Source organism: Bacillus cereus, assembly GCF_007678085.1.
In the GTDB taxonomy this organism is placed as follows: Bacteria; Bacillota; Bacilli; order Bacillales; family Bacillaceae_G; genus Bacillus_A; species Bacillus_A cereus_BE.
Genome location: NZ_VEDW01000006.1, coordinates 25093 through 37897, shown reverse-complemented (window position 1 = coordinate 37897; position 12805 = coordinate 25093). Strand labels below are relative to the sequence as shown.

Sequence of the window (12805 nt, the reverse complement as noted above, 5' to 3'; positions counted from 1 at the left end):
ATGCCAACATTCTTTTCCAGCATTCATCCTACATACCTTCTATGTCGACATAAAAAATAAGTCTATAAAGACTCATCAAGAGTCCTTATAGACTTATTTTTCTTACACATTAGACTTTCCTTGTTCCCAAATGAACTCACCCGAATGAGAAATAAATTCCCCAACAGATTGTACTACTAAATCAGCAAGTGGTTCTAACGTTTGACGATCTCCTGTACCAGATAGTACTCCAATCGCATAGCAATCGCCGCCATTTCTCGCTAAATATAAATCAGTTGGTGTATCTCCAACGACGGCTACTTCACATGCTTTTAAATGAAACTTCTCACAAAAAGATTCTATAATTCTTTTATCTGGTTTTTGTGCCGGAAACGTATCTGAAGCTACAACATAATCAAAAAAAGACTCTAATTGATACTGTTTTAAAAACAATTCTGTCGGTGCGAAATCATCAGCTGTAACAACACCTAAAATAAATCCTCTATCCTTTAAACTTTGTAAAACTCTCGGTAAATCCGCCGTCATTTTCATATAAGAACGGTGCTCATACATAAGGGAAAATAATTTTTCACTTACCCACTCATGCATCTCCTCTTCCTTAGATGACGTAATATACTTGCAAAGTCCCTTTGCAACATCAAGGCTTGTTCCTGCTGCTATTGCGCTACGAGGGTTTACAAACACCCCCTCCACGCCGATCTCTTTTAATAAAGTAGGCTGCATTGACTTTGGCAGTTGATATAAATTGATACATTCCGCCACAAGTTCTTCAGCTACTTTTATCCAAATTGAATGAAAATCCATTAATGTCCCATCTTTATCAAATAGTATTGCTTTTATCTTCTCCATAGCACACCCTACCTCTCGCCTCTTATCTCCTCCAGTGTATCAATAAAGTATGGATATAAAATAAACGAATTGTAAAAATACCATAAAAATCAAACTAACTTCCAATTTACAATTACTCTATATAATAAAAAGGATGCCTTTACAGGACATCCTCTTGATGTTCAGGAACAAATAGTTCGAGACAATGATATATATTTTCGAATTCCATCGGTGCATCTCCACCGTATTCACCATCTAAATTAATCATTAGTTTATCTGGTGAATGTACTTTAATTCGATTTGCTTGTGTGTATAGTACTTTTGGATTGTTAATATGTTCACCACGCTGCGCTTGTGTTGCTGCTTTAATTAAGTCAGCAATAGAGCCTTTTTTCAGCACTAATAAATCAAATAAGCCATCGTTAATTGATGCATATGGTGCTACCTTTTCAAAGCCGCCCACTGAACGAGTATTCGTAATTAAAAACATCGTAATTTCTTCTTGTAGCAACTTTCCATCATACTCAATTTCAACATATGTTGGATGTAATGATGGTAACATTTCAATACCTTTTAAATAATAAGCAAGTTGTCCTAATACTGTCTTTAGCTTACTCGGTACTTCATATGTTAATTCTGTAATACGACCGCCACCAGCGATATTAATGAAATATGTATCATTCGCTCTGCCAAGATCTAACGGAACTGTTTTTCCTTCACAAATAATATCCGCAGCCTCTTCAATAGCACGAGGTACACCGATCGCACGCGCAAAATCATTTGTCGTTCCTACTGGAATAATTCCAAATTTCGGACGATGTTCATGTCCTACTAAACCATTCACCACTTCATTTAATGTACCGTCACCACCAGCTGCGATAACAACATCAAACTTACGATCCGCAGCTTGCCTCGCTGCCACAGTCGCATCTCCAGGACCAGTTGTCGCATGACAAGACGCTTCATATCCAGCTTGTTCTAATTTTTGTAATACTTCCGGTAAGCTCTTCTTAAATAGCTCGCGCCCAGAAGTAGGATTATAAATAATTCTTGCTCGCTTCATCATTTATTAGCATAGGAAATTTCTTTATATATTGAAAAAGAACATACCGAACTTCTATTCAGTATTCCCATGCCTACCTCCTCTCATCTTCCTATCCTTCTTTTATCCCTCTCAAACAGGCAGTAAGAACCCGATTCGTGTAGTCCATCAAAAGTAAATATTCATTTCAATGGTTTTGTTTTATTTGACAAAAAATTTATGTCCATCTATTTCCTAACAACAATTTACATATAACGAATAATAATTATCTATTATTTCATGAGATGAAAAAAAACCTCTATGTCTAGATTTATCATTATTCCCACCTTTTTGCAACTATCATACCATAGTTGCTATACAAACATTTTTCCACTTTTGACAGTTAATCAAACGTTTGTTTAAACGATCTTCTCTCATTTAAACAAACGTTTGATTAACCTAGAAAAACACCCGTACATGGGTGTTTTTCTACTTAACCTTTAAAAGTTACTACTATTTTATCGCTTATTAATCTCTTCAAGTAAGATTTTGTTAACAAGCGGTGGATTTGCTTGTCCTTTTGTAGCTTTCATAATTTGCCCAACTAAGAAGCCAATTGCACGGTCTTTACCGTTTTTAAAGTCTTCGATAGATTGCTCATTATTATCAAGAATTTCTGTTACAACTTTACGAAGTGTACCCTCGTCAGAAATTTGAACAAGACCTTTTGCTTTAACGATTTCCTCTGGGTCTCCACCTTTTTCAATTAATTCGTTAAATACTTTCTTCGCAATTTTAGAAGAAATTGTACCTTTTTCAATTAATTGAACCATTTTAGATAAGCCAGCAGGTGTTAATGCAACGTCTTTTAATTCTTTTTGTTGCTTGTTTAAGTATGCAAGCACTTCACCCATTAACCAGTTTGATGTTAATTTCGCATCAGCACCGTCTGCAACAGTTGCTTCAAAGAAATCAGACATTTCTTTCGTTAATGTTAATACGTGTGCATCATAAGCTGGTAAGCCAATTTCTGAAACATAGCGAGCTTTACGCGCATCTGGAAGTTCTGGAATAGAGGCACGAACTGCTTCTTTCCACTCATCGTCGATGTAAAGTTCAACTAAGTCTGGCTCTGGGAAGTAACGGTAATCATCAGATCCTTCTTTCACACGCATTAAGATTGTTTTCTTCGTTGCTTCATCATAACGACGTGTTTCTTGTTGGATGATACCACCAGATAATAATTCTTTCTCTTGGCGCACTTGCTCGTGCTCAAGACCTTTTTGTACGTAAGTGAATGAGTTTAAGTTTTTCAGTTCCGCTTTTGTACCGAACTTTTCTTGTCCAACTGGACGAAGGGAAATGTTCGCATCACAACGCAAGGAACCTTCTTCCATCTTACAATCAGATACGCCAGTGTATTGAATGATTGATTTTAACTTCTCTAAGTATGCATATGCTTCTTCTGGCGTACGCATATCTGGCTCAGATACGATCTCGATTAAAGGCATACCTTGACGGTTGTAGTCTACTAATGAACCATCAGCTGTATGCGTTGATTTACCAGCATCTTCTTCTAAATGAAGACGTGTAATACCGATACGTTTCTTTTTACCGTCTACTTCGATTTCAATCCAACCATTTTCACCGATTGGCTTATCGAATTGAGAAATTTGGTAAGCTTTCGGATTATCTGGGTAGAAATAGTTTTTACGGTCGAACTTCGTTTCCGTTGCGATTTCACAGTTTAATGCCATTGCAGCTTTCATTGCAAAGTTAACTGCTTCTTTATTTAAAGTAGGAAGTACCCCTGGGTATCCTAAGTCAATTACACTTGTTTGTGTATTTGGCTCCGCTCCGAATTCTGTTGGACTCGCAGAGAAAATTTTTGAATTTGTTTTTAACTCAACGTGAACCTCTAAACCAATAATTGTTTCTAAATTCATCTATGCTCGCCTCCTTACAGACTTGCTTTTTTTGTATGATAGTCTGTTGCTTGCTCAAACGCATGTGCAACGCGGTAAATTGTCGCTTCATCGAAGTGTTTACCAATGATTTGTAAACCAAGTGGCATGTTGTTAGCACCAAATCCACATGGAACAGAAATCGCTGGAACACCCGCTAAGTTTACTGGGATTGTTAAAATGTCGTTTGCATACATTGTCATTGGATCATCAACTTTTTCGCCCACTTTAAATGCCGGAGTTGGCGTTGTTGGTCCAATAATAACATCGTAGTTAGCAAATACATTTTCAAAGTCGTTTTTAATTAATGTACGTACTTGTTGTGCCTTTTTGTAATATGCATCATAGTAACCAGAGCTAAGTGCAAATGTACCAAGCATAATACGACGTTTTACTTCATCACCGAAACCTTCGCTACGTGTGTTTTTGTATAGGTCTAATAAGTTATTTACATTATCAGAACGAACACCGTAACGTACGCCATCAAAGCGTGAAAGGTTAGCAGATGCTTCAGAAGAAGATAATAAGTAATACGTTGCTAGAGCGTATTTAGAGTGTGGAAGAGATACTTCCTCCCAAGTTGCGCCCATACCTTCTAATACTTTTAAAGCAGCTAGTACTGACTCACGAGCTTCTTCGCCAACACCTTCTCCTAAGTATTCTTTTGGTACAGCAATACGTAAACCTTTAACGTCGCCTGTTAAACCAGCTAAGTAGTTTCCTACTTCAACGTTTGCAGAAGTTGCATCCATACGGTCAATACCTGAAATAGCTTGTAATAAGTACGCGTTATCTTCTACTGTACGTGTAATTGGCCCGATTTGGTCAAGTGAAGATGCGAATGCAACTAATCCGTAACGAGATACACGTCCGTAAGTTGGTTTTAAACCTACAACGCCGCAATATGCAGCTGGCTGACGGATAGAACCACCCGTATCAGAACCTAGAGAGAATAACACTTCTCCTGCTGCTACAGCTGCTGCAGAACCACCACTAGATCCGCCTGGAACGTAATCTAAGTTCCATGGATTTTTCGTAGCGTAGAAACCTGAGTTTTCATTTGAAGAACCCATTGCGAACTCGTCCATATTTAACTTACCGATTGTAACTGTGTCAGCAGCTTTTAGCTTTTGCACAACTGTCGCATCATAAATTGGATCAAAGTTTGCTAACATTTTGCTCGCACAAGTAGTACGAAGACCGTTAGTTACAATATTATCTTTTACACCAATTGGCATACCGAATAATAAACCATTATCTTCAGCACCAATTTTCGCGTCTAATTCTTTCGCTTTTGCGCGTGCGTTTTCTTCATCTAATGTAAGAAAAGCTTTTACGTTATCTTCAACATCCGCAATACGTTTGTAAGATTCTTCTACTAAATCCGTAACGGAAATTTCTTTGTTGTTTAATTTCTTATGTAACTCTGATACTGAATGATCAAATAATGACATCGAAATTCCCCTCCTCTATTCTAATACTGCTGGAACACGGATTTGATTATCTTTGTGATCCGGTGCATTTTTTAATACTTCTTCAACTGGTAAACCTTTTTCTGGTACATCTTCACGCATAACATTTTTCATAGTTAATACATGAGTTGTTGGTTTTACATCTGTTGTATCTAATTCATTTAACTGTTCTGCAAATGTAACAATTGCATCTAGTTGTTTTTGAAATTTTTCTGCTTCTTGATCAGTAATTGCAAGACGTGCTAAATGTGCTACGTGCTTTACATTCTCAACGGAAATTCTTGACACGGCTAGGCCACCTCCATAATATATCGTTCAATCTACAATACTATTGATGATACCAAATTTTCAGTACTTCAAGCAAGTCAACACATGGCACTTACGGCATTTTTACATAAAAAAAGAAAGGCAAACGCCTTTCTTTACGATTTACTCTTTATCTAACGGTTTATTTTTCGGAAATCTCTCGTTATCTTCTTCATTATCACGAATTGTTTTTTGTAATACAAAACAAGACATCGTTAAAAATAATGTTCCAATTAAATAATATCCTTTTACACTAAGCGTTTCATCTAACGTATAAATTCCAATTAGCATACCTGAAAGCGCGCAAACAAATGAAGTCCATGCTAAAAACGTGAACGCTTGCGTATTACGTCTTCTCATCGTTATCCCCCTCATTAGCTGTACATCCATTATAGATAAGTATATTTACCATGATGGATTTTTATGTAAATTCTAGTTTTATATTTATAAATCTATCATAAAATAATACTATTTTAAAGATAGTTTTCTTTCTAATCTGAAAAAATAGTTAAAGTAATTGACATTTATTTCAATTCTACATAAAATAAAAACAAATATTACGAACCTCGAAATATACGGGAGTGGAATTAATTGTTGCAATATGAACATTTTTTAGACTTACTGCTAGATAACGCCAAGAAACTTTTCTATCCTGAGGAATGGGTAAGCCTAGATTTAACACTTTCTAAAACAGAAGTATTTTGTTTACTTTGGATGGAGCGAAATACAGATATTACAATGACAAAAATCGCTGACCTTCTTGATATACCGATGAGTACAACGACAGGTGTTGTAAATCGCCTTGTAAAAAAGGGATATATCGAAAGGTACCGTGATGAAAACGACCGACGCATTGTATTAATTCGTTTAACAGAAAACGGTGTAATGCTCGTTCAAGAAGTAAAACAAAATGCAGCCCATTACTTTAACCTAGTGACAGAAGCATTATCAGAAGAAGAAAAAGCATTCTTACTACAGATCTTCCAAAAGATCATGAATCACATTGCTACGTCACAGCAAAAAACTGAAGAAAAGGTTTCTACACCTAAAATGAAAAACATTCCGATTGAATAAAAACCCTAATAGGGTTTTTATTCAAAAAAATATTTCGGTACTCGTAATATTCGATATTCGAAACAAAGGGGGATATGATGATGAGAATTATTTTGTATACAGGTAAAGGCGGCGTAGGAAAAACTAGTATTTCAGCAGCAACTGCACTTCAAAGCGCAAAACAAGGCTTAAAAACTTTAGTAATGAGCACAGACCCTGCTCATAGTTTAGGAGATTCATTTGGTATAAAACTTTCTTCTGAGCCATTAGAAATTCTTGAAAATTTATGGGCACAAGAAATTAATACGATTTATGAGATGGAAAAAGGCTGGGGAAAGTTACAGAAATATATTACACTACTCTTCACTTCCAAAGCAGCAGATGATATTACAACCGAAGAGTTAACGATGTTTCCTGGTATGGAAGATTTAATTAGTTTACTTCGCGTACTCGATTATTATAAACAAAACACATATGACGTTATTATCATTGATTGTGCTCCAACAGGAGAAACATTAGCAATGCTCAGCTTTCCAGACATGCTCGGCTGGTGGATGGAAAAACTCTTTCCTATTAAAAGAAAAGTTTTAAAAGTTGTTCGCCCTGTAGCTCAACCACTTCTTGGTGTCCCCCTTCCAACCGATGATATTATGGACGAATTAACGAATACACTTGAACAGCTCGGAGAAATGAGAGATATTTTATCAAACCGAGGCGTAACAAGTATCCGCATCGTTGTAAATCCTGAAAAAATGGTCATTAAAGAAGCACAGCGCAGCTTTACGTATTTAAATTTATACGATTATAACGTAGATGCCATTATGATCAACCGTGTCATTCCTAAAACTGTCACCGATCCTTATTTTCAAGCATGGAAAGATACCCAAAAGAAATATAAAACATTAATTCAAGATAGTTTTGATCCACTTCCTATTTACGAAGCTCCAATGTTTGAACAAGAAGTTGTTGGTTTACCTATGTTAGAACGCGTAGGAGATGCTTTATTTAAAACTGATCATTTTCCTACTGAAGTAAAATTTAACGGCCGCACTCAATATGTAAAAAAAGATGGCGATGAATATATTTTCGTTCTGTCCATTCCCTTCTCTAACAAAAGTGAACTTGCATTAAATCAAAAAGGTGATGAGCTTATCATTCGCGCTGGTTCTGTTAAACGAAACATCACATTACCAAAAACGTTAACACACCTTTCTATTCAAGGAGCAAAATTCGAAGATGATGTACTAAACATTCGGTTTGGAGGTGTAGTACATGCGTGAGGAACTACTAAGAAAGGTAATTCATGCAAAAATAAAAGTCGGTATGAATATATTAGAAGAGTTGCCTACACCAATCCAGCAATCAGCTAAGCAAATGCTAAATATTTTACAAGAGGAGCTAGCTGCTTATCCGAAAAAACGAGAGCATCATGAAGATAATTTAAAAAGTATCATAATTGAATGAACATCTCTGGATAGAGGGCCTTTGTAGGCTTTCTATCCCCAGATTGGAGTGATCTAAGTTGTTGAAAAAACATTCCACTATTATGTTTTGGATTATTCCCTTGTTATTTTTCATTCATAACCTAGAAGAATCTTTCCAAATGCCACAATATCTTGCTAATCAATTTTCAATTCATTTTATAACAAGCCAACAATTTTTCATTGCCATTTCCGCATTAACAATCTTTGTCTTACTTATCGTCTTTCTATATCAACTAAACTTCTTGTCTTCTATATACTGGGTTATTTTTATACAAGGGGCTATATTCTTCAACTCCGTTCAACATATTATTTTGTTTTTCATTTACCGTTCCTATAACCCTGGCGTAATATCGGCAGCTTTCATTTTCATCTTTTCGATTTTCTTTTTTTCATCCCAAAAACACTTAATTTATCAAAAGAAATTCGTAATTACACTCATTTTCAGCTTATTTTCTTATCCTATTATAATTTGGATTACCTTACTATTCGCTAGCTACTTTCATTCATAAAAAAAGACCAGGAAAACTCCTGGTCCATTACTCTACTTAACAAACATTGGATTCTACGTTATACAGAATTGGAAGGTACAGAATTAGGGTTTGTTTGTTAAGTAGATTATATGTTGAACGAACTAACAGCGGAGGGGTTCCTACTGTTAATCGTTAAACCCGATAATTATTTTACGATTTTTTCAAGCTCCTCAAGTGAAAGATCTACTGAAATGGAACCATCATTTGTTTCTTTCTTAATTGCATCTGTTACTTCTTTTGAATGATATAGTTCAATTACTTTTTTCAGTGTTGGATCATCTTTATCTTTTGTACGAGCTGCGAAAATATTAATATATGGCTTCGCATTTTCATTCTTTGGATCTTCTAAGAAAATTGGATCCTTCGCTGGATCTAATCCAGCTTGACCAGCAACACCGTTATTAATAACTGAAGCTGCAACATCTTTTAATACACGAGGTGTTTGCTGTGCGATAACCGGGGTAACTTTTAACTTCTTTGGATTTTCAGCAATGCCGCTTGGATCCCCAAATAAGCCAAAGTCTTTCTTAAGCTTTAATAAACCTGCTGCATCAAGAAGTTTTAATGCACGAGCTTGGTTCGTTGGATCATTCGGAATCGCAATTTCTGAACCATCTGGAATTTCATTTGCCTTCTTATATTTTTCAGAGTATAAGCCCATTGGTGCAATTTGCGTTGTACCGACAGCTGTAATATCTAACTTATGCTCTTTTTTAAATTGCTCTAAGAAAGCAACGTGCTGGAATGAGTTTAGTTCAATATCTCCATCAGCTAACGCTTTATTTGGCGTCGTATAATCAGAGAACTCAATCAGTTTAATTTTAATTCCTTCTTTTTCAGCTTTTTTCTTTAAAATTTCCCAAGCGTCTCCATCTGTTCCAGTTACACCGACGCGAACTACTTTCTCTTTTGCTCCTGCCCCCGCGTCTCTACTTGAGCATCCACTTAACGCTGAAACCCCTAGAATTGCTGATAATGCAAATGCTAAAATTTTCTTCATTTTCTTTTCCCCTCTTCCTTTTTATGATCTGCGTAAAAAGACTTTCGCAAAGTAGTTTCCTAAATTTTGAGCTACCTGTACGAGAATAATAAGTAAAACGACCGTTACGAACATAACTGATGTATCAAAACGTTGATAACCATATGTCATCGCTAAATCACCAAGACCGCCACCACCGACAAGCCCAGCAACTGCAGAAAATTCAATTAGACCAACCGTCATAAATGTAACTCCTAAAATCAATGGTGCTAACGCTTCTGGCACAAGGATTTCAAAAACAATTCTAATTGGTGAAGCGCCCATCGCTTGCGCTGCTTCAATGACTCCCTTTGGAACTGACACAAGATTTGTTTCAACCATTCTAGCAATACCGATTGATGCAACTAATGTCATTGGGAAAATTGCTGCTGCTGTTCCAATCGTCGTTCCAATAACACTTCTTGTTAGTGGGCTTAAAGCTACTAAGAAGATAATGAACGGAACCGGACGAATGGTATTAATAATGATATTAAGAATAGAAAAGACCCATTTATTTTCTAAAAAGTTTCCTTTTCTCGTTACATATAAAAGTAAACCTAGAGGTATACCAAGAATTGTAGCAAATATAAGGGTTACGATTACCATTAAGAGGGTATCCCCCGTCGCCTCTAATATGCGGGGCCAAAATATACTCCAATCAACTCGCATGAGCTTCTACCTCCTTCAGCTGCACTTGTAGTCTTAGATGTTGTAATGCTTTTTGAATTTCTTTTTGCTCACCTTGCAGTTCTACAAGTAGATTTCCAAATAGCACATTTTGAAGTTCAATAATATTTCCGTAAAGCACGTTTACATCGACGTTATAGTTTTTTGCGATATATGATAGTACTGGTTGCCCTGTCTCCTCACCAGTAAATGTTAAACGATAAATCTGTCCTCCGTTTTGAATTTTCCCTAGAACACTTTCTGGTAAATGATCATTAATAATAGAACGTACAAAGTTTTGAGTCGTCTTTGTTTTTGGTTGTGTGAAAACGTCAAACAGTTTTCCTTCTTCAATAACCTTTCCCTTCTCCATTACAGCTACACGGTGACAAATTTCTTTCACAACATGCATTTCATGTGTAATCAGAAGAATTGTTACATTGTATTCTCGATTTACTTTCTTTAATAAGTTCAAAATTTCTGTCGTTGTTTCTGGATCTAAAGCTGATGTTGCCTCATCACATATAAGAATGTCTGGCGATGTTGCAAGTGCTCTTGCAATACCAACACGCTGCTTTTGTCCGCCTGATAGTTGCTCTGGATAATAGTTTGCTTTATCTTCTAAACCTACAAACTTCAGCAGTTCGTTTACTCTTTCTTTTATCTCATTCTTTGGTACTTTCGCTAACCTTAATGGATAAGCAATATTCCCAAACACTGTTCTTGAATTAAATAAATTAAAACTTTGAAAGATCATCCCGATTCTTTGTCTTAGCTTCCGTAATTCTTTCGTCGATAGTGATGTAATATCTTTATCATCTATTGAAATCGTTCCTGCCGTCGGTCTCTCTAACATATTTACTAGGCGTAACAACGTACTCTTTCCAGCGCCACTAAAACCGATGATACCGAAAATTTCGCCCTTCTCAACTGATAAAGTTACATCTTCCACCGCATGAACAGATTGCCCACCTGATTCATATACTTTACTTACATTGTTAAAAGAAATCATTTTCTTCCCTCCTATATGCTGTAAAAACTTGAAGTAGAGCTTTCGAGGTAAAATAAAAAGTGCTCTCCTTCTTATCAACCATAAAGATAAGAAGGAGAGCACTTATATGTACTCGTTCACATCTTCTCATCTTCCAAGCCTTTTATAAGGCTTGCTGGAGTTAGCACGGTATTAAAAAACCCGTTGCTGAGGTATCGTAGGGCCAGTCCCTCCACCTCTCTGGATAAGAATGTATCGATTTAATTGTCGTTTAATTAATTCTCATTATAGAACTCAGAATAATAAGAGTCAATACATTTTTTAGAAAAATATTAATTATTTCTCTATTAAAATTTTCAAATAAAAAACCACAATATAATATTGGTTTTTAAAGTTATGTAAAGTTCTTCTCCTTCATATTTTTTTAAAAGGAGAATCCTCTCTATAAATTGAATACCATTATTTGAATATGAAATTGGAGGAAGATAAATATATGAAAACAGCTCTTTTACTCGTTGATATTCAAAATGATTATTTTCCACATGGAAAGATGGAATTGCGTAATCCAGTAGAAGCAAGTGACTATGCTAGTCAGCTACTACAACTCTTTAGAACGAAAAACGAACCTATTTTTCATATCCAACATGTAGCAATAAAAGATGACGCTACTTTTTTCCTACCCAATACAGAAGGTGTACATATTCATGAAAGCGTACGTCCACTTAGAGAAGAAACCGTTATACTCAAACATTATCCAAATAGTTTTCGCGAAACCGATCTTCTAGAACAATTACAACGTTTAGACATTGAGCACGTCGTCATATGCGGGATGATGACCCATATGTGTATCGATGCTACCGTAAGAGCTGCTTTTGATTTCGGCCTTCAATGTACCGTTATACATGATGCTTGTGCTACAAAAGATCTTTCTTTTAAGAATGCTACTATATCAGCCGTTTACATTCATAACACAATTTTGGCTAGTTTAAATGGCGTATATGCAAATGTAATGAGTACAGCAGAGTTTGTATCTACAAAAAAACACTCCCTTCAGTGAGCAAAACCGAAAGGAGTGTTTCTTGTCAAACCATAGATTTTCTTTCAAATTGTATTATACAGGAAATCCTTAAAATGAATACTAAAAAATGTGACTAATAAGTCAACTTTTCTCGTTGCTTTGTTTCTATTTACATGTTTATCCCGATATTAATAGGGTTTAGCTAGTTCTGATTACCAAATAGTAATATATGGTAATCAGAACTGGTCTCTCCTATCAAAAACGTAACATATTATTTATCTGTTTGTTTTTGCTTCTTTTTCAAATACTCCGCACGCAAATTTTCAATTTGCTGCTTTTTATCAAATTTGGCAGGCGTCTGTTTTTCATGAAACTTTGCCACAGCTACCTGACTCTTGTAATCCAATTGATATTTTCCCACTTTGTTCACCTACTTTTCTTGTCCTTAAAGAGA

At 35.8% G+C, this 12805-nt stretch carries 15 protein-coding genes and 1 riboswitch; of the genes, 5 read left to right on the top strand and 10 right to left on the bottom strand.

The features are described from left to right. Positions 1-102 precede the first annotated feature (102 nt). The 6 genes from FS742_RS23530 to FS742_RS23505 form a co-directional block, all read right to left on the bottom strand. Positions 103-849, bottom strand: coding sequence for an HAD family hydrolase (locus tag FS742_RS23530; protein ID WP_144615430.1), 747 nt, complete (start codon positions 847-849; stop codon positions 103-105). A gap of 139 nt (positions 850-988) precedes the next feature. Further along, a complete protein-coding gene (locus FS742_RS23525; RefSeq protein WP_144615428.1) occupies positions 989-1894 on the bottom strand; it encodes a diacylglycerol kinase in 906 nt (301 codons plus the stop codon). A gap of 473 nt (positions 1895-2367) precedes the next feature. Continuing rightward, positions 2368-3795 carry an Asp-tRNA(Asn)/Glu-tRNA(Gln) amidotransferase subunit GatB gene (gatB, locus tag FS742_RS23520; protein ID WP_060629333.1) on the bottom strand — a complete coding sequence of 476 codons (1428 nt, stop codon included), beginning with the start codon at positions 3793-3795 and terminating at the stop codon, positions 2368-2370. A 14-nt stretch (positions 3796-3809) separates the two neighbouring features. Next, positions 3810-5267 carry an Asp-tRNA(Asn)/Glu-tRNA(Gln) amidotransferase subunit GatA gene (gene gatA / locus FS742_RS23515; protein WP_000051449.1) on the bottom strand — a complete coding sequence of 486 codons (1458 nt, stop codon included), beginning with the start codon at positions 5265-5267 and terminating at the stop codon, positions 3810-3812. A 15-nt stretch (positions 5268-5282) separates the two neighbouring features. Continuing rightward, positions 5283-5573, bottom strand: coding sequence for an Asp-tRNA(Asn)/Glu-tRNA(Gln) amidotransferase subunit GatC (gatC, locus tag FS742_RS23510; RefSeq protein WP_000086999.1), 291 nt, complete (start codon positions 5571-5573; stop codon positions 5283-5285). Between the two features lie 141 nt (positions 5574-5714). Then, positions 5715-5951: a YiaA/YiaB family inner membrane protein gene (locus FS742_RS23505; protein ID WP_001254393.1), complete on the bottom strand. Its 237-nt coding sequence runs from the start codon at positions 5949-5951 to the stop codon at positions 5715-5717. Positions 5952-6182: 231 nt separating this feature from the next. Between FS742_RS23505 and FS742_RS23500 the strand changes: the two genes are divergently transcribed. The 4 genes from FS742_RS23500 (at position 6183) to FS742_RS23485 (ending at position 8637) form a co-directional block, all read left to right on the top strand. Next, complete coding sequence (locus tag FS742_RS23500; RefSeq protein WP_000942477.1) at positions 6183-6665, top strand: MarR family winged helix-turn-helix transcriptional regulator; 483 nt, start codon at positions 6183-6185, stop codon at positions 6663-6665. Between the two features lie 77 nt (positions 6666-6742). Continuing rightward, a complete protein-coding gene (locus FS742_RS23495) occupies positions 6743-7924 on the top strand; it encodes an ArsA family ATPase (protein ID WP_186327209.1) in 1182 nt (393 codons plus the stop codon). Further along, complete coding sequence (locus FS742_RS23490; protein ID WP_144615427.1) at positions 7917-8108, top strand: DUF3926 domain-containing protein; 192 nt, start codon at positions 7917-7919, stop codon at positions 8106-8108. Before FS742_RS23495 ends, FS742_RS23490 begins: the two co-directional genes overlap by 8 nt. A gap of 61 nt (positions 8109-8169) precedes the next feature. After that, a complete protein-coding gene (locus FS742_RS23485; protein ID WP_144615655.1) occupies positions 8170-8637 on the top strand; it encodes an HXXEE domain-containing protein in 468 nt (155 codons plus the stop codon). Between the two features lie 166 nt (positions 8638-8803). Here FS742_RS23485 and FS742_RS23480 read toward each other — a convergent pair whose 3' ends face one another. From FS742_RS23480 to FS742_RS23470, 3 genes are read right to left on the bottom strand one after another with little or no spacing between them, the layout of a single operon-like run. After that, positions 8804-9658: a MetQ/NlpA family ABC transporter substrate-binding protein gene (locus FS742_RS23480; RefSeq protein ID WP_144615425.1), complete on the bottom strand. Its 855-nt coding sequence runs from the start codon at positions 9656-9658 to the stop codon at positions 8804-8806. Between the two features lie 21 nt (positions 9659-9679). After that, complete coding sequence (locus FS742_RS23475; protein WP_144615423.1) at positions 9680-10345, bottom strand: methionine ABC transporter permease; 666 nt, start codon at positions 10343-10345, stop codon at positions 9680-9682. Next, positions 10335-11354, bottom strand: coding sequence for a methionine ABC transporter ATP-binding protein (locus FS742_RS23470; protein ID WP_046953719.1), 1020 nt, complete (start codon positions 11352-11354; stop codon positions 10335-10337). The genes FS742_RS23475 and FS742_RS23470 overlap by 11 nt, the downstream gene beginning before the upstream one ends. Positions 11355-11477: 123 nt before the next feature. Then, positions 11478-11584: riboswitch (SAM riboswitch) on the bottom strand. Between the two features lie 242 nt (positions 11585-11826). On the opposite strand from FS742_RS23470, the gene FS742_RS23465 reads away from it, so the two are divergent. Continuing rightward, positions 11827-12390, top strand: coding sequence for a cysteine hydrolase family protein (locus tag FS742_RS23465; protein WP_144615421.1), 564 nt, complete (start codon positions 11827-11829; stop codon positions 12388-12390). Between the two features lie 232 nt (positions 12391-12622). Here the strand turns inward: FS742_RS23465 and FS742_RS27720 are convergent, their stop codons facing one another. After that, the gene (locus FS742_RS27720; RefSeq protein ID WP_000521652.1) at positions 12623-12772 is read right to left on the bottom strand and encodes a hypothetical protein; all 150 of its coding nucleotides are present in this window, start codon (positions 12770-12772) and stop codon (positions 12623-12625) included. Between the last annotated feature and the right edge of the window lie 33 nt (positions 12773-12805).

What these genes read in the sequence shown, in the direction of transcription:
- FS742_RS23505 (WP_001254393.1), bottom strand. Translation starts at nt 5,951, where the DNA reads ATGAGAAGACGTAATACGCAAGCGTTCACGTTTTTAGCATGGACTTCA.
- FS742_RS23530 (WP_144615430.1), bottom strand. Translation starts at nt 849, where the DNA reads ATGGAGAAGATAAAAGCAATACTATTTGATAAAGATGGGACATTAATG.
- FS742_RS23470 (WP_046953719.1), bottom strand. Translation starts at nt 11,354, where the DNA reads ATGATTTCTTTTAACAATGTAAGTAAAGTATATGAATCAGGTGGGCAA.
- gatB (WP_060629333.1), bottom strand. Translation starts at nt 3,795, where the DNA reads ATGAATTTAGAAACAATTATTGGTTTAGAGGTTCACGTTGAGTTAAAA.
- FS742_RS23465 (WP_144615421.1), top strand. Translation starts at nt 11,827, where the DNA reads ATGAAAACAGCTCTTTTACTCGTTGATATTCAAAATGATTATTTTCCA.
- FS742_RS23490 (WP_144615427.1), top strand. Translation starts at nt 7,917, where the DNA reads ATGCGTGAGGAACTACTAAGAAAGGTAATTCATGCAAAAATAAAAGTC.
- gatA (WP_000051449.1), bottom strand. Translation starts at nt 5,267, where the DNA reads ATGTCATTATTTGATCATTCAGTATCAGAGTTACATAAGAAATTAAAC.
- FS742_RS23495 (WP_186327209.1), top strand. Translation starts at nt 6,743, where the DNA reads ATGATGAGAATTATTTTGTATACAGGTAAAGGCGGCGTAGGAAAAACT.
- FS742_RS23525 (WP_144615428.1), bottom strand. Translation starts at nt 1,894, where the DNA reads ATGATGAAGCGAGCAAGAATTATTTATAATCCTACTTCTGGGCGCGAG.
- FS742_RS23475 (WP_144615423.1), bottom strand. Translation starts at nt 10,345, where the DNA reads ATGCGAGTTGATTGGAGTATATTTTGGCCCCGCATATTAGAGGCGACG.
- FS742_RS23480 (WP_144615425.1), bottom strand. Translation starts at nt 9,658, where the DNA reads ATGAAGAAAATTTTAGCATTTGCATTATCAGCAATTCTAGGGGTTTCA.